At 73.4% G+C, this 15,469-nt stretch carries 16 protein-coding genes; 13 read left to right on the top strand and 3 right to left on the bottom strand.

The window, feature by feature from the left end; translation table 11 throughout:
- The first annotated feature begins 50 nt into the window (after positions 1-50).
- The 3 genes from metG to BLQ67_RS03505 all read left to right on the top strand — a co-directional run bounded on the left by metG (position 51) and on the right by BLQ67_RS03505 (position 2,495).
- Complete coding sequence (gene metG, locus BLQ67_RS03515; protein ID WP_092502491.1) at positions 51-1,589, top strand: methionine--tRNA ligase; 1,539 nt, start codon at positions 51-53, stop codon at positions 1,587-1,589.
- A complete protein-coding gene (locus tag BLQ67_RS03510; protein WP_092502489.1) occupies positions 1,586-1,951 on the top strand; it encodes a gamma-glutamylcyclotransferase family protein in 366 nt (121 codons plus the stop codon). Before metG ends, BLQ67_RS03510 begins: the two co-directional genes overlap by 4 nt.
- A 76-nt stretch (positions 1,952-2,027) precedes the next feature.
- Positions 2,028-2,495 carry an SRPBCC domain-containing protein gene (locus tag BLQ67_RS03505; protein WP_157674651.1) on the top strand — a complete coding sequence of 156 codons (468 nt, stop codon included), beginning with the start codon at positions 2,028-2,030 and terminating at the stop codon, positions 2,493-2,495.
- A 6-nt stretch (positions 2,496-2,501) separates the two neighbouring features.
- Here BLQ67_RS03505 and BLQ67_RS03500 read toward each other — a convergent pair whose 3' ends face one another.
- Complete coding sequence (locus BLQ67_RS03500) at positions 2,502-2,846, bottom strand: hypothetical protein (RefSeq protein ID WP_157674650.1); 345 nt, start codon at positions 2,844-2,846, stop codon at positions 2,502-2,504.
- 35 nt (positions 2,847-2,881) lie between these two features.
- Entirely contained in the window at positions 2,882-3,409 is a 528-nt protein-coding gene (locus BLQ67_RS03495) for a hypothetical protein (protein WP_092502483.1), read from the bottom strand.
- A gap of 147 nt (positions 3,410-3,556) precedes the next feature.
- Between BLQ67_RS03495 and BLQ67_RS03490 the strand changes: the two genes are divergently transcribed.
- Together BLQ67_RS03490 and rsmA are read left to right on the top strand one after the other, a co-directional pair.
- Positions 3,557-4,462 (top strand): TatD family hydrolase, encoded by a 906-nt coding sequence (locus tag BLQ67_RS03490; RefSeq protein WP_407922483.1) that lies wholly within the window; start codon positions 3,557-3,559, stop codon positions 4,460-4,462.
- Positions 4,453-5,292: a 16S rRNA (adenine(1518)-N(6)/adenine(1519)-N(6))-dimethyltransferase RsmA gene (rsmA, locus tag BLQ67_RS03485; RefSeq protein ID WP_092502481.1), complete on the top strand. Its 840-nt coding sequence runs from the start codon at positions 4,453-4,455 to the stop codon at positions 5,290-5,292. The genes BLQ67_RS03490 and rsmA overlap by 10 nt, the downstream gene beginning before the upstream one ends.
- Positions 5,293-5,299: 7 nt before the next feature.
- Here rsmA and BLQ67_RS03480 read toward each other — a convergent pair whose 3' ends face one another.
- Positions 5,300-5,686, bottom strand: coding sequence for an MmcQ/YjbR family DNA-binding protein (locus BLQ67_RS03480; protein ID WP_092502479.1), 387 nt, complete (start codon positions 5,684-5,686; stop codon positions 5,300-5,302).
- A gap of 96 nt (positions 5,687-5,782) precedes the next feature.
- Here BLQ67_RS03480 and BLQ67_RS03475 point away from each other — a divergent pair, with 96 nt between their 5' ends.
- The 8 genes from BLQ67_RS03475 (at position 5,783) to BLQ67_RS03440 (ending at position 15,371) form a co-directional block, all read left to right on the top strand.
- Positions 5,783-6,703 carry a 4-(cytidine 5'-diphospho)-2-C-methyl-D-erythritol kinase gene (locus tag BLQ67_RS03475; RefSeq protein ID WP_092502477.1) on the top strand — a complete coding sequence of 307 codons (921 nt, stop codon included), beginning with the start codon at positions 5,783-5,785 and terminating at the stop codon, positions 6,701-6,703.
- 28 nt (positions 6,704-6,731) lie between these two features.
- Entirely contained in the window at positions 6,732-7,010 is a 279-nt protein-coding gene (locus tag BLQ67_RS03470) for a DUF3467 domain-containing protein (protein ID WP_092502475.1), read from the top strand.
- Positions 7,011-7,131: 121 nt separating this feature from the next.
- The gene (locus tag BLQ67_RS03465) at positions 7,132-8,928 is read left to right on the top strand and encodes an ABC-F family ATP-binding cassette domain-containing protein (RefSeq protein WP_092502474.1); all 1,797 of its coding nucleotides are present in this window, start codon (positions 7,132-7,134) and stop codon (positions 8,926-8,928) included.
- A gap of 109 nt (positions 8,929-9,037) precedes the next feature.
- Positions 9,038-11,737 carry an HtaA domain-containing protein gene (locus BLQ67_RS03460; protein WP_172802242.1) on the top strand — a complete coding sequence of 900 codons (2,700 nt, stop codon included), beginning with the start codon at positions 9,038-9,040 and terminating at the stop codon, positions 11,735-11,737.
- Positions 11,734-12,801 carry a heme/hemin ABC transporter substrate-binding protein gene (locus BLQ67_RS03455; RefSeq protein WP_092502470.1) on the top strand — a complete coding sequence of 356 codons (1,068 nt, stop codon included), beginning with the start codon at positions 11,734-11,736 and terminating at the stop codon, positions 12,799-12,801. Before BLQ67_RS03460 ends, BLQ67_RS03455 begins: the two co-directional genes overlap by 4 nt.
- Positions 12,798-13,925 carry a FecCD family ABC transporter permease gene (locus BLQ67_RS03450; RefSeq protein ID WP_231945150.1) on the top strand — a complete coding sequence of 376 codons (1,128 nt, stop codon included), beginning with the start codon at positions 12,798-12,800 and terminating at the stop codon, positions 13,923-13,925. Before BLQ67_RS03455 ends, BLQ67_RS03450 begins: the two co-directional genes overlap by 4 nt.
- A complete protein-coding gene (locus tag BLQ67_RS03445; protein WP_092502468.1) occupies positions 13,922-14,731 on the top strand; it encodes an ATP-binding cassette domain-containing protein in 810 nt (269 codons plus the stop codon). The genes BLQ67_RS03450 and BLQ67_RS03445 overlap by 4 nt, the downstream gene beginning before the upstream one ends.
- Complete coding sequence (locus BLQ67_RS03440; protein WP_157674649.1) at positions 14,721-15,371, top strand: biliverdin-producing heme oxygenase; 651 nt, start codon at positions 14,721-14,723, stop codon at positions 15,369-15,371. Before BLQ67_RS03445 ends, BLQ67_RS03440 begins: the two co-directional genes overlap by 11 nt.
- Positions 15,372-15,469: the final 98 nt, after the last annotated feature.

The following is a 15,469-nucleotide window of genomic DNA, read 5'->3' as shown; positions in this document are numbered from 1 at the left end:
CTGGCGGCACGCGGCGTAACGACGCCAGCATCCTTCGTAGGATGGAGACCATGCCTGAGCGGTTCACGGTCACGACGCCGATCTACTACGTCAACGACGTGCCGCACATCGGGCACGCATACAACGAGGTCGCGACCGACGTGCTCGCGCGCTGGCACCGCATGCGCGGCGACGACACGTTCATGCTCACGGGCACCGACGAGCACGGTCAGAAGATCATGCGCACGGCCGCGGCGCACGACACGTCGCCGCAGGAGTGGACCGACCGCCTCGTCGAGTCGGCGTGGAAGCCGCAGCTCGACCTGCTCGACATCGCGAACGACGACTTCATCCGCACGACGGAGGAGCGCCACGAGCGCGGCGTGAAGATCTTCCTGCAGCGCCTCTACGACGCGGGCTGGATCTACCACGGCGAGTTCGAGGCCGAGTACTGCGTCGGCTGCGAGGAGTACAAGACGGCGAGCGACCTCGTGCCCGGCACGGGCGAGTACGAGGGCCAGCTGGTCTGCGCCATCCACTCGCGCCCCGTCGAGACGGTGCGCGAGGCGAACTACTTCTTCAAGCTGTCGGAGTTCCAGCAGCAGCTGCTCGACCTCTACGCCGACCGCCCCGACTACGTGCAGCCCGAGCACGTGCGCAACGAGGTGCGGTCGTTCGTGTCGCAGGGGCTCACCGACCTGTCGATCAGCCGCTCGACGTTCGACTGGGGCATCAAGATCCCGTGGGACGAGGATCACGTCGTCTACGTGTGGTTCGAGGCGCTGCTCAACTACGTCACGGCCATCGGCTACGGCGTCGACGACGAGGCGTTCGAGCGTCGCTGGCCGGCCGTGCACATCGTCGGCAAGGACATCGCCCGCTTCCACGCCGTCATCTGGCCCGCGATGCAGATGGCCGCCGGCATCCCGGTCTCCGACCACGTCTTCGGCCACGGCTGGCTGCTCGTGGGTGGCGAGAAGATGTCGAAGTCGAAGGCGACGGGCATCGAGCCGCGGCAGATCACCGACGTGTTCGGCGTCGACGCCTTCCGCTACTACTTCATGCGCGCGATCGCGTTCGGCTCCGACGGGTCGTTCTCGTGGGAGGACCTCGACGCGCGCTACCACTCCGAGCTCGCGAACGGCCTCGGCAACCTCGCCTCGCGCGCCATCGCGATGGTGCAGAAGTACCGCGACGGCGTCGTGCCCGACGTCGCGCCCGTGCCCGAGGTCGCCGAGCTGCTCGAGGCGTCGGTGGGTCGTGCGGACGCGGCGATCGACCGCTTCCAGATCCACGAGGCCATCGACCAGGCCATGCGCATCGTCGACCGCCTCAACGGCTTCGTCACCGAGCAGGCGCCGTGGGTGCTCGCGAAGGACGACGCCCGCCAGGACGAGCTGGATGCGGTGCTCGCGACGCTCGTGCAGGGCATCGGCACGGCGGCGATCCTGCTCGCGCCCGTCATGACGCGGTCGACGCAGGCGCTGTGGGCGGCGGTCGGCGGCGAGGGCGAGGTGCGCGACCAGGCGATCCGCTCGGCGCACGCGTGGCGCGGCACGGGCCGGGTCGAGACGATCCCGCCGCTGTTCCCGCGCGTCGAGGCGCAGTGACCGACGCGGGCGAGACCGGCACGCACGCCGTCTTCTCGTTCGGCACGCTGCGGCAGGAGTCGGTGCAGCAGGCGCTGTACGGCGGCCCCGTGCCGACGGTGCCCGACGCGCTCGTCGGCTGGCGTCTCACGACGGTGCGCATCACCGATCCCGCCGTCATCGCGGCGTCCGGCAGCGACCTGCACCCGGGCGTCGAGCGCTCGGGCGACGTCGCCGACCGCGTCGACGGCGGCGTGCTGACGCTCGACGACGAGGCGCTCGCCGCGACCGACCGGTACGAGTCGGTCGGCTACGAGCGCACGTCGGTCGTGCTCGCCTCGGGTCGCGAGGCGTGGATCTACGTGCCGCGCCCCGGCGTCTGACGCACGGCGCTCGACGGCGTCGGTGGAGCGGGCTAGCGTCGGTGTCGGCGCATCGCGCCCGACCCGGGAGGCATCCGTGACGACCACGACCCACGAGCGCGTCGGCGACCAGAGCATCGTGCATCGGCGCACGTTCCAGGCGTCGGTCGAGGACGTGCACCGCGTGCACACGACCGCCGACCTGTTCGTGCGATGGATGGGGCCGCGCGGCAGCTGCGTGCGCCTCGATCGCTTCGAGCCGACGACGGGTGGCGCGTTCGACTACACCGTCGAGGTCGGCGAGGGCCGCTATCGCTTCTGGGGCTCGTACCACGAGGTGCTGCCGACGCGGATCGTGCACACGTGGCAGTTCGAGGGCGAGCACGGCGTGACGCTCGAGATGCTCGACCTCGTCGAGGTCGCGCCCGGGCTCACCGACCTCGTCATCACGTCGACGTACTCGACGAAGGAGGCGTGCGACCAGATGGTCGAGTCGGGCCTCGACGAGGGCGGCATGGACTCCGACTTCGAGCGCATCGACGAGCTGCTGGCGCAGCTGGCCTGACGCGCGCTAGGGCAGCGGAGGCACCTCGACGTCGACGTCGGGGTCGAATCCCAGCCCCACGATGCGCACCGTGAGCGGCGCATGCGTCGGCGTAGCATCCGGCAGTCGCAGCACGTAGTGCCACGGCACGGGCTCGCGCCGCGGGCCCTTGCCGATCGACGGCTGGAAGACGGCATGCACGGCGTCGCCGTGGCGCCGGGTCGTGATGGCGACGGGCGCGGCGTCGGCAGGTGCCAGCAGCGCGACGACGATCCGGTCGGCGTCGAGGCGACGCACGATCGGACCGCCGTCGAGCGCTCGCGCAGGCACGCCGTCGGGCGGGCCGCGCCTGGCGGCCCGCTCGACGCGCATGCCCTCGACGATGCGCGGCTGGCGCTCGTCGACCACTACGGCGCGAGCGGCACAACGGTCGGCTCGGCGCCCTCCTGCAGGCCCTCGACGGTGACCTCGACGGTCTGCGTCGCGTCGACGCCCTCGGTGAGGGGGATCTCCCAGCCGTAGACGCGGAAGTCGGCCGTGCACATGAGGTCGCCGGACGGCGGCGTGAACTCGACGGTGATGGCGGTGTCGCCCTCGACGGTCGCGCCGACGGGCGTCGGCACGCAGGCGGCGGAGCCCGAGCCGCCGATGAGCACCGTGAGCGTCGTGCCGGCCTCTGCCCACTCGACGACGGGGAACGACGGGGCGCCCATCGCGTCGGACAGGCGCGGGTCGTCGTCGGGGATCGCCGTCGGGTCGCCCGCGGCGGGCGGTGCCGAGTCGATCGGGCTCGGGCTCGTCGACGACGTCGGCTCGTCGCTCGGCTCGCCGGATGCGCCGGGGCTCGTGGTCGACGAGCAGGCGGCGGTGAGCGCGAGCCCCGCCGCGGCGAGCACCGCGAGGGCGGTGCGGGTCGTGCGCGTGATGGTGGTCATGTCGGCCTCCTTCGACTGCTCTCGAGCATGGCGCACCCGCATCCGCCGCACCACACAACCGGGCGAGCGAGTCGTTCGTCAGGGCGCTGAGGCGGACCTTGGCCGGCACCGACGAAGCGCATGGCTGCGCGCGCCTAGGCTGGTCGGGTGCCGCTGCCCGATGAGCCAGGACCCCACTCGCTGCCAGGCGGCGAGTACGTGCGCGAGCGATCCGGCGAGGGCCGCGACCTCACGCGCCCGCCCGAGCCCGCGCCGCTCGCCGTGCCGGTGTACGACAACCACACGCACCTCGAGATCAAGGACGGGGATGCGTTCGGCTACCGCGAGGCGCTCGACGCCGCCGAGCGCTCGGGCGTCGCCGGCGTGATCCAGGTCGGCGGCGACGTGCCGTCGTCGGAGTGGTCGGCCGCCCTCGCCGAGCTCGACCCGCGGGTGCTCGCGGCCGTCGCGCTGCATCCGAACGAGGCGCCCGGCTACGCCGACGCCGACACGCTCTTCGACGCGCTCGGCCGCATCGACGAGCTCGCCGCGCAGCCGCGCGTGCGCGCCGTCGGCGAGACGGGCCTCGACTTCTTCCGCACCGGCGAGGACGGTCGGCGCGCGCAGCACGAGTCGTTCGAGGCGCACATCGACATCGCGAAGCGCCACGGCATCGCGCTGCAGATCCACGACCGCGACGCGCACGACGCCGTCGTCGAGACGCTGCTGCGCGTCGGCGCCCCGGAGCGCACGGTCTTCCACTGCTTCTCGGGCGACGAGGACCTCGCGCGCATCGCCAACGAGCACGGCTGGTACATGTCGTTCGCCGGCACGCTCACGTTCGGCAACGCGCACAACCTGCACCGGGCGATCACGGTCGCCGACCCCGAGCTGCTGCTCGTCGAGACCGACGCGCCGTTCCTCACGCCCGCGCCGCACCGCGGCCGCCCGAACAGCCCGTACCTCATCCCCGTCACGGTGCGGGCGATGGCCGAGCGCCGCGGCGTCGACGCCGACGCGCTGGCCGCGCAGCTCACCGAGAACACGCATCGCGCGTACGGTACGTGGGCATGACCCTGCTCGGCGCCACCGAGATCCGCCGCCTCGCGGCCGAGCTCGACCTCACCCCCACGAAGCGCTGGGGCCAGAACTTCGTGCACGACGCCAACACGGTGCGGCGCATCGTGCGCACCGCCGACGTCGACGGCCGCTCGGTGCTGGAGGTCGGCCCGGGCCTCGGCTCGCTGACGCTCGGCCTCACCGAGGCCGGATGCGCCGTCACGGCCGTCGAGATCGACCCGCGGCTCGCCGAGCGGCTGCCGCGCACGCTCGCCGAGCACCAGCCCGAGGCGTCGCTCACGGTCGTCGCGAAGGATGCGCTGCTGCTGACCGCCGACGACGTCGCCGTCGCGCCCGAGGCGGTCGTCGCGAACCTGCCGTACAACGTGTCGGTGCCCGTGCTCATCCACCTGCTCGAGACGTTCTCGTCGATCGACCGCATCCTCGTGATGGTGCAGGCCGAGGTGGGGCACCGCCTCGCCGCGCCTCCCGGGTCGAAGACCTACGGCGTGCCGAGCGCGAAGGCAGCATGGTGGGGGTCGTGGGCGCTCGAGGCCGAGGTGTCGCGCCAGGTGTTCTGGCCCGTGCCGAACGTCGACAGCGTGCTCGTGGGCTTCCGGCGCGGCGAGACGCCGGGCGACGAGCCGCTGCGCAAGGCGACGTTCCGCGTGATCGACGCCGCGTTCGGGCAGCGCCGCAAGATGCTGCGTCAGGCGCTGTCGAGCACCTTCGGCTCGTCGGCGGAGGCGTCGACGGCGCTCGAGTCGGTCGGCATCGACCCCACGCTGCGCGGCGAGCAGCTGGACCTCGCGGCGTTCACGCGTGCGGGGGCGCTGCTCGTCTGAGCCAGGGTCAGCGCGCGTCGAGCTCGCGCACGAGCCGCGCGGGTGCCGTGACGCGGAAGGATGCGTCGAGCAGCTCGGCGAGGCGCGCGTCGTCGACGCCGTCGAGGTCGAGCGCGACCCAGCCCGACGGGCCGAGGTAGGCGGGCGCGAACGCGCCCTCGTGCAGCAGCGCGAGCCGCTCGTCGGCATCCAGCAGCACGCACAGCGCGCGGTCGCGACGCACGAGCTCTCCGTCGACGCGCTCGCTCGCCGTGACGTACGCGAAGACCTTCGTCGTGAAGAAGGCGGGCGCGCCGTGCGAGACCTTCTCCTGCGCACCCGGCAGCGCCATCGCGATGCGCCGCACGCGCTCGACGTGCGGCGCAGCCGGGTCGACCTTCGGCGGGTGCGCCATGGCAGGCACCCTACGCCCGCGCATCCACCGGGAGCGGGGGTGCCCGCTGGGCGCACGTGCAGGATCGACCCTCTCCGCGCGGCTAGGGTCGAACTCGTGCAGCCGAGCGTCGTCAGAGCGAAGGCGCCCGGGAAGATCAACGTCTACCTCGGCGTCGGATCGCTGCAGGACGACGGCTACCACGAGATCGCCACGGCGTACCACGCGGTGAGCCTCCACGAGATCGTCGAGGCCCGCGAGGCCGACGACTTCTCGGTCGAGTTCACGGGCCCCGTCGACGCCTCGGGGCTCTCGACCGGCGCCGACAACCTCGCCGTGCGCGCCGCGATGCTGCTCGCGCGGCACGCGAAGATCACGAACGGCGTCGCGCTGTCGATCGAGAAGCACGTGCCCGTCGCCGGCGGCATGGGCGGCGGATCGGCGGATGCGGCCGCGACGCTCGTCGCGTGCGCCGAGCTGTGGGGGCTGCGGCTCGGTCGCGACGAGCTGCATCGCCTCGCGGCCCGCCTGGGCGCCGACGTGCCGTTCGCGCTGCAGGGCGGCACCGCCGTGGGCACGGGTCGCGGCGACGAGCTGAGCCCCGCGCTCGCGCAGGGGCAGCTGCACTGGGTGCTCGCGTTCAGCGACGAGGGCCTCGCGACGCCCGAGGTCTACGCCGAGCTCGACGAGCACCGCATGCGCCATCGCGCCGACATCATGCCCGCCGTGCGGCGGCCCGAGGTCGACGCGCGCGTGCTGCAGGCGCTACGGCTCGGCGACGCGCACATGCTCGCCGAGGTGCTCTCGAACGACCTGCAGCCCGCGGCGCTGCACCTCGCCCCGCGACTCGCAGGCACGCTCGAGCTCGGGGAGCGCAACGGCGCCCTGGCTGGGCTCGTGTCGGGCTCCGGCCCGACGTGCGCCTTCCTGTGCGCCGACCTCGACTCGGCGCTCGAGCTGCAGATCGCCCTGTCGGCGGCGCGCATCCCCGCGACGAAGGTCACGGGTCCCGTGCCCGGCGCGCGACTCATCGACTGAGCATGGGCCGCTGCGGGATGCTGGAGCCATGAGCGACGATCCCGCCATCCGCATGCACGTGCCCGAGTCCGTCGCCGGCGGCGTGCTCGCCGACTTCGTGGCCGTCGGCCAGAACGGCCAGTACTTCACGCTCGACTTCGCAGCGATCACGGGCCGCTCGCCCGAGGCGCTCGACGCGCAGGTCGTGGCCCGCGTCAAGGTGCTGCCCGACCAGGTCTTCCAGCTCATGCGCGCGCTCAACGAGCAGCTCGCGCACTACGAGCGGGCGACGGGCAAGGCGCCGCGCGACGAGCCGCTGGGCGACTGACCAGCCCCGTCCCGCCTCGCGATGACCGCTCCGTGAGGTGCGAACGGAGTGAGCCTCGAAGGGAGCACCGCCAAGGACGCAGGCGACTGACCCGCCGCGCCCCGCCTACGCTGGGGAGGACATGGCACACCTCCTCAGCGCCGAGCGCATCCGGCTCGCGCATCCCAACCGCGTCATCTTCGACGGCATCTCGCTCGGCATCGACGACGGCGACCGCATCGGCGTCGTCGGCCGCAACGGCGACGGCAAGTCCACGCTCCTGCGACTGCTCGCCGGCACGCTCGCACCCGACGACGGACGCGTGACGCATCGCGGCGGCCTGCGCGTGGGCATGCTCGACCAGCGCGACGTGCTCGACCACGAGGGCACCGTCGGCGCGACGATCGTCGGCGATCGCGAGGAGCACGAGTGGGCGGGCGACGCCCGCATCCGCGAGATCGTCGCGGGCCTCGCGGGCGACGTGCCGTGGGATGCGACGATCGCGTCGCTGTCGGGCGGCCAGCGCCGCCGCGTCGCGCTCGCGCGCCTGCTCGCGGGCGACTGGGACGTGCTGCTGCTCGACGAGCCCACGAACCACCTCGACGTGCAGGGCATCGCCTGGCTCGCCGACCACCTCGTGCGGCGGCTCGGCAGCGGCAGGGGAGCGCTCGCGGTCGTGACGCACGACCGCTGGTTCCTCGACGCGGTGTGCACGGACACGTGGGAGGTGCACGACGGCATCGTCGAGCCCTTCGAGGGCGGCTACGCGGCGTACATCCTGCAGCGCGTCGAGCGCGATCGCGTCTCGCGCGTCACGGAGGCGAAGCGGCAGAGCCTCATGAAGAAGGAGCTCGCGTGGCTGCGCCGCGGTGCGCCTGCGCGCACGGCGAAGCCGAAGTTCCGCATCGACGCGGCGACGCAGCTCATCGAGGACGTGCCCGAGCCGCGCGACCGCATCGCGCTCGCGCAGCTCGCCGTCACGCGCCTCGGCAAGGACGTCGTCGACCTGCAGGACGTGTCGGTGTCGTTCGGCGACCGCGACGTGCTCGACGACATCACGTGGCTCATCGCGCCGGGCGAGCGCACGGGCATCCTCGGCCGCAACGGCGCGGGCAAGTCGACGCTGCTGCAGCTGATCTCGGGCGAGCTGGCACCGACGAGCGGCCGCGTGAAGCGCGGCGTGACCGTGAAGGTCGCGCAGCTGAGCCAGGAGCTCGCCGAGCTGCAGGACGTCGAGCACGAGCCGGTGCGCACCGTCGTCGGGCGCCTGCGCTCGTCGTACGGCTCGGGCGGCGAGGAGATGACGCCCGGGCAGCTGCTCGAGCGTCTCGGCTTCCAGTCCGACGAGCTGTCGACGCCCATCCGCGACCTCTCGGGCGGCCAGCGACGGCGCCTGCAGCTGCTGCTCATCATCCTCGACGAGCCCAACGTGCTCATCCTCGACGAGCCGACGAACGACCTCGACACCGACATGCTCGCGGCGCTCGAGGACCTGCTCGACTCGTGGGCGGGCTGCCTCATCGTCGTGAGCCACGACCGGTACCTCATCGAGCGCGTCACCGACCAGCAGCGGGCGGTCGTCGACGGTCGCCTGCAGCACCTGCCGGGCGGCGTCGACGAGTACCTGCGGATCGAGGCCGAGGCGGCCTCGCAGCGGGGGAGGGCGGCGACGCCCATGGATGCGCAGGGCGCAGCCCCGACGCGCGAGCGGATCTCGGGCGCCGAGCGTCGCCAGCTGGAGCTCGAGGTGCGCAGCCTCGAACGCCGCGTGCAGAAGGCGACGGAGCAGCGCGAGCGGCTGCTGGCGGACTTCGCGGTCGTCGACCAGAGCGACTACGACCGGCTGCTGTCGATGCAGCGCGAGCTCGGCGAGGTGGAGGAGCGCCTCGCCGAGCTCGAGGAGGCGTGGCTGGAGGCTGCGGACCGCCTGGAGGGCTGAGCGAGGACGCGCGACTGGCGCGTCGTGAGGTTTGAGGTTAGGTTAGGCTCACCTAATGTCACGAGGATTCCTCGTGACGCCTTCCCCTCTCACCTCACGGAGATCTCGCATGCACTCAGCCATGCCCGTGCGCCGCCGTGCGCTCGCGACGATCCTGTCGGCCCTGCTCGTCGCAGCGGGCGCCGTCGGAGTCGTCGCAGCGCCGCCCGCGAGCGCAGCCACGCAGGACGTCGCGAACGCCACCCTCGACTGGGGCGTCAAGCAGTCCTTCCGCTCGTACATCGCGGGCCCCATCGCGAACGGCACCACGATCGTCTCCGGCGGCGTCGTCGCCGGCGCGAACGGCTTCACGTGGGCGTCGGGCGCCGGCTCGGCCGACGCCGCGACCTCGGCAGGCACCGTCTCGTTGCCCGGCTCCGTGCAGTTCCAGGGGCACGGCGGCCTGCTCGACCTGACGCTGTCCGACGCGCGCGTCGAGCTCGTCTCGGCCACCGAGGGCTACCTCGTGTTCGACGTCGCCTCGAAGGGCCTGCAGTCGGGCACCATCGAGCAGCACCCCGACACGCGCTTCGCGCAGATCGACCTCACAGGCCTCGCCACGAGCGCCGAGTCGATCTCGATCGCCGGCGCCGCGTCGACGCTCACCGAGGCCGGCGCAGCCGCCTTCGCGGGCTTCTACTCCGCAGGCACGGCCCTCGACCCCGTCACGTTCACGCTGCCGCTCGTCGCGGTCGAGCAGCCGACGGACCCGGGCACCGAGCCGACGGACCCGGGCACGGACCCGACCGATCCCGGCACGGACCCGACCGACCCGGGCACGGACCCGACGGATCCGGGCACGGACCCGACGGATCCGGGCACCGACCCCGTCGTGCCCGTGACGCCCGCCGAGCCGACGCACGACGTCGCCGGCGCGACGATCGACTGGACGTTCCGCGCCAGCTGGCTGCGCTACCAGGCCGCAGCCGGCCAGATCTCGGCCGCCGACGGCGTCGAGTACCGCGGCACGACCGACGGCTTCCGCTGGGCCGGCAACGGCACCGGCGTCGTCGACGCCGACGCCGCATCCGCGCTCGTCGCCTTCCCCGGCACGTTCGGCTTCTTCGCCCACGGCGGCATGATCGACATCGACCTCACGAACCTGCGCATCGAGCTCGTCTCGGCGACCGAGGCCTACCTCGTGCTCGACGCGACGTCGTCGACGAACGGCGACCAGCCGAACCTGCGATTCGCGACGATCGACCTCTCGAGCGCCGTCTTCGGCGACGAGTCCGTCACCGTCACGAACGCGGCGATCGCGATCACGGCCGAGGCCGCCCCGATCTTCACCTACCAGCCGGGCGACGAGTTCGGCACGGCCACGTTCACGCTGCCGCTCGCGGCCGTCGAGGCGCCGGTCGACCCGACCGAGCCCGGCACCGACCCCACGGGCCCGGGCACCGACCCGACGGATCCCGGCACCACCGACCCCGAGACGGGCCTCGGCATCGCCGACGCCACGCTGCAGTGGGGCATCCGCTCCTCGTTCCGCAGCTACGTCGTCGGACCCATCGCGAACGGCACGATCACCCCGTCGGGCGGCGTGACGATGGATGCGTCGGGCTTCTCGTGGACGGGCGGCACGGGCGTCGCCGACGAGGCGACCGGCACGGCGCTCGTCGCCTACCCCGGCCACATCCGCTTCACGGGTCATGGCGGCCAGCTCGACCTGACGATCAGCGACGTGCGCCTGCGCATCGACTCGGCCACGCAGGCGACGATCGTCGCCTCGACGGTGTCGCGCTCGCTCGGCTCGACCGAGTACGTCACGCAGACCGGCATCGACTTCGCCACCGTCACGCTCGCCGCTCCCGCGGCGCGCGCCGCCGGCGACGTCGCCACGGCGGCGGTCGCCGAGGGCACCCTCACGATCGCGAACGCCCCCGCGGTGCTCACCGAGGACGGCGCCGCCGGCTTCGCGGGCTTCTACGCCGCCGGCTCCGAGCTCGACCCCGTGTCGGCGACCCTGCCGATCGCGTCGACGACGCAGCCGCAGGAGCCGGGCACGCCCGAGCAGCCGCAGCAGCCCACGCCCATCCAGCCCCCGGTCGTCGTGCCGACGAACCCCGTGCAGCAGCAGCCGGTGCAGCAGGCTGCCGAGCAGCAGGAGCAGTGCACCGCCAACGCGGTCTCGGGCGCGACCATGACGTGGGGCATCCGCTCGTCGTTCCGCTCGTACATCTCGGGCGGCATCGCGAACGGCGGCTGGACCACCACGGGTGGCGTCTCCGACGTCGACGGCGGCTGGCAGTGGTCGGGTGGCTCGGGTGCCATCCAGCTCGACGGCACCACGGGTCTCGTGAGCCTGCCGGGCAGCATCCACTTCGCCGGCCACTCGGGCGCGCTCGACCTCACGGTCAGCGACGTGCGCATCCGCCTCACGGGGCCGTCGTCGGGCACGATCGTCGCCGACGTCGTGTCGAAGGGCATGGAGGACGGCCAGCTGCACACGTACTCGGACATCGCGTTCGCGAGCCTGTCGTTCTCGTCGACGGTCTCGGGTGGCGCGCTGACCGTGTCGGGTGCGACCGCGACCCTCACTGCCGCAGGCGCCGAGGGCTTCGCCGGCTTCTACGGCGCAGGCGAGGCGCTCGACCCCGTGTCGTTCACCCTGCCGATCGGTGCCGAGGTCGAGTGCTCGGTCGCGTCGGGCACCCTGCCGCAGACGGGTGCCGAGCAGCGCATCGACGTGCTGCTGCCGATGGTCGCGCTCGCGGCCCTGCTCATGGCGGGTGGCCTCGTGCTGCGTCGGAGGCTCGCCCGCGCATGAGGCGCCTCACCGCAGGCGTCGCCCTGCTCGTCGTCCTGCTCTCCGGCTGCGCAGCCGGAGAGCAGGGCGACGCCCCCGCGTCCACCTCGGCCGCGCCGGCATCGTCGGCGCCGGCCGAGCCCACCCCGTCGACGGTCGACCCGCGCACGATCACGGGACCGTCGACCGCGGCGACCGTGGCGGAGCCCGAGCCGATCGCCGACCCCGAGCCGCAGCTGCCCGTGACCGCGACGGGCGTCGACGGCGTCACGGTCGAGGTGGCCGACGTCTCGCGCGTGCTCGCCCTCGACCTCTACGGCACCCTCACCGAGACGGTCATCGCGCTCGGCCTCGCCGACACGCTCGTCGGCCGCGCCAACACGTCGACCGAGTCGGTCGTCGCCGACCTGCCCGTCGTGACGCAGAACGGCCACGAGCTGCAGGCCGAGGCCATCCTCGACCTCGACCCGACGTTCGTGATCATGGACGACACCATGGGCCCGCCCGAGGTGCCCGAGCAGCTGCGCGCCTCCGGCGTGCCGGTGCTCGTCGTCGCCTCCGAGCGCGGCGTCGACCTCATCGCCGAGCAGGTCCTCGTCGTCGCCGACGCCTTCGGGGTGTCGGATGCGGGCGAGACGCTCGTCGCCGACTTCGAGGAGCGCCTCGCGGCCGCCGAGCTGCGCGTCGGCGCGCTCGCGGGCGACTGGGAGCCGCTGCGCATGGCCTTCCTCTACGTGCGCGGCACGGGATCCGTGTTCTTCGTCATGGGCGAGGGCTCGGGCGCCGACGACCTCATCGACGCCATCGGCGGGCTGGATGCGCCGACCGAGGCGGGCGTGCAGGACATCGCACCCGCGACGGCGGAGGCGGTGCTCGCGATCGACCCCGAGGTCATCCTCACGATGACGGGCGGCCTCGCGTCGACCGGTGGCGTCGACGGCTTCGTCGGCCGCCCCGGCGTCTCGGACACCGTCGCCGGTCGGACGCAGCGCATCGTCGACATGGCCGACGGCGAGGTGCTGTCGTTCGGGCCGTCGTATCCCGAGGTGCTCGTCTCGCTCGCCGAGGCGGTGTACGCGCCGTGACGACCGGCACCACGGCCTCGACGGCCCACCAGGCTGCGCTCGGCCGCTACCGCACGGTGGCGGCCGAGCGGCCGGCGGCGCGCGTGCGCCGCTCTCGCGCCGCGACGACGACGATCGTGCTGGTCACGCTGCTCGTCGTCGCCGTCGCGGCGTCGATGCTGCTCGGCCAGTACTCCATGAGCCCTGCCGAGGTGGGCGCGTCGTTCGCGCGTCGCATCGGCGAGCTCCTGGGCGTCGCGCCCGACGCCACCGCGGTGCGCTCCGACGGTGCGCTGTGGAACGTGCGCCTGCCGCGCATCGCCGCCGCCCTCGTGGTCGGCGCGGCGCTCGCGACGGCGGGCGCCATCACGCAGGGCCTCTTCGGCAACCCGCTCGCCGAGCCGGGCGTCATCGGCATCACCGCGGGCGCCGCCGTCGGCGCCGCGATCGCGATCATCGCGTCGAGCGCCGCCGTCGTCACCTGGACCGTGCCCGCCGCCGCGTTCGTCGCCGGCATCCTCACGACCCTCGTCGTGCTCGCGCTCTCGTCGCGGCTCGGCGGCTCGGCGACGCTCGTGCTCGTGCTCGTCGGCATCGCCGTCAACGCCGTCGCAGGTGCCGCTTCGGCCCTCATGGTCTTCCTCGCCGAGACCACGAGCCGCGAGGCGATCGTGTTCTGGCAGATGGGGTCGCTCAACGGCTCGACGTGGGCGGGCCTCGCGCCCGCCGCGGTCGTCGTCGCGATCGGCCTCGTCGTGGCGCAGCCCCTCGCGCACGGGCTCGACGCGCTCGCGCTCGGCGAGACGGATGCGCGCCGCTCGGGCCTCGACCTGCGCGCGTTCCGCGCCGTCGCCGTGCTGTGCGCCGCGCTGCTCGCGGCCGGTGCCGTCGCGACCGGCGGCATCATCGGCTTCGTCGGCCTCATCGTGCCGCACGTCCTGCGCCTCATCGTGGGCCCGAGCCAGCGCGTCGTGCTGCCGCTCTCGGCCCTCGCGGGGGCGCTGCTGCTCGTCGGCGCCGACCTCGGCGCCCGCACGCTCGTGCCGTTCGTCGACCTGCCGATCGGCGTGCTCACGGCCGTCGTCGGAGGCCCGCTGTTCCTCGTGCTCGTGCGCGCCAGGCTCCGCACGGCGGTGCCCGCATGACCGTCGTCGTCGACGGCCTGCGCGTCGAGCTCGGCGGCCGCCCCGTGCTGCGCGACGTGTCGATGGTCGCCGAGGCCGGCGCCATCACCGTGCTGGTCGGGCCGAACGGATCGGGCAAGTCCACGCTGCTCGCCGCGATCGCGGGCGACCTGCCCGCAGCGAGCGGCAGCATCCGCATCGCCGACCTCGATGCCGCAGCGCTCTCGCCAGGCGACGCCGCGCGCATCCGCGCCGTGCTGTCGCAGCACCACGGCGTCGCGTTCGACTACCCGGCGCGCGAGGTCGTCGCGCTCGGCAGGCACGCGTGGCGCGACGGCGAGTCGGCGGCGCAGCGCGACGCGATCGCGCACGCCGCGCTCGTCGACACCGAGGCGGAGGCCTACGCCGAGCAGGGCGTGCTGTCGCTGTCGGGCGGCGAGCGGTCGCGCGTGCAGCTCGCGCGCGTGCTCGCGCAGGATGCGGGCGTGCTGCTGCTCGACGAGCCCACCGCCGCGCTCGACCTGCGCCATCAGGACGCCGCGCTGCGCCTCGCACGCGACGTCGCGAGCCATGGCGGCACCGTCGTGCTCGTGCTGCACGACCTCGACGCGGCTCTCGCGGTCGCCGACGCCGTCGTGCTGCTCGAGGCTGGGCGCGTGCGCCGCGCCGGCACCCCCGACGACATCGACGAGGAGGTGCTCACGCAGGTCTATCGGCATCCCGTCGAGATCGTGGAGCATCCTCGCAGCGGACGACGCATGGTCGTGCCGCTCCGCACGGGCGCAGGTGCGCCCCGAGCAGGAAGGGAGGCGTTCGATGCACGCTGACCAGACCGACGCCGAGTCCACCCTGTCGACGCGCCTGCGCGCCGCGACCGCGACCGTGCACGAGGAGGCCGAGCACCGCGGCTTCGTGACGGCGCTCATGAGCGGCGAGCTCGGCCTCGACGACTACCGCCTCTACCTCGCGCAGCTCGAGCCCGTGTACCGGGCGATGGAGTCGCGCATGCCGCAGACGGGCGACCCCGCCTTCCTCTCGGATCGCAACCTCGACCGGTCCGACGCCATCCGCGCCGACCTCGAGGCGCTCGGCGGCACGGCGGGCGTGCCGGTGCTGCCCGCGACCGAGGCGTACGTCGCGCGGGTGCTGGCGGTGCGCGACGACGCCCCGGCGTTCACGGCGCACCACTACACGCGCTACCTCGGCGACATCTCGGGCGGCCAGGTCATCGCGACGATGCTCAAGCGCCACTACGGCGCGGGCGACGAGCACGTCTCGTTCTACGACTTCGCGTCGGCGGGCGGCCCCGTGCCCATCCGCCGCGCCTACCGTGCCGCGCTCGACGGCATGCCGTGGGGAGCGGAGGAGGAGTCGCGCCTCGTGGAGGAGGCGAGGCTCGCCTTCCAGCTGAACGCGGGCATCTTCGACGCCCTCTGGGCGATCACGCAGGCGCGCGACGCCGCGTAGGCCAGCGCGATCGCGGCCGGCGGAATGTGCGCGGAGATGGGGTCATGCGGCGCTGAGCGCCGCGACGTCTCGCTCAGGCGCACATTCGGCCGGCCCCG

The organism is Agrococcus jejuensis (assembly GCF_900099705.1).
Lineage (GTDB): Bacteria > Actinomycetota > Actinomycetes > Actinomycetales > Microbacteriaceae > Agrococcus > Agrococcus jejuensis.
The sequence above is the reverse complement of the archived record's forward strand: the minus strand, read 5'-3'. Positions and strand labels throughout refer to the sequence as shown.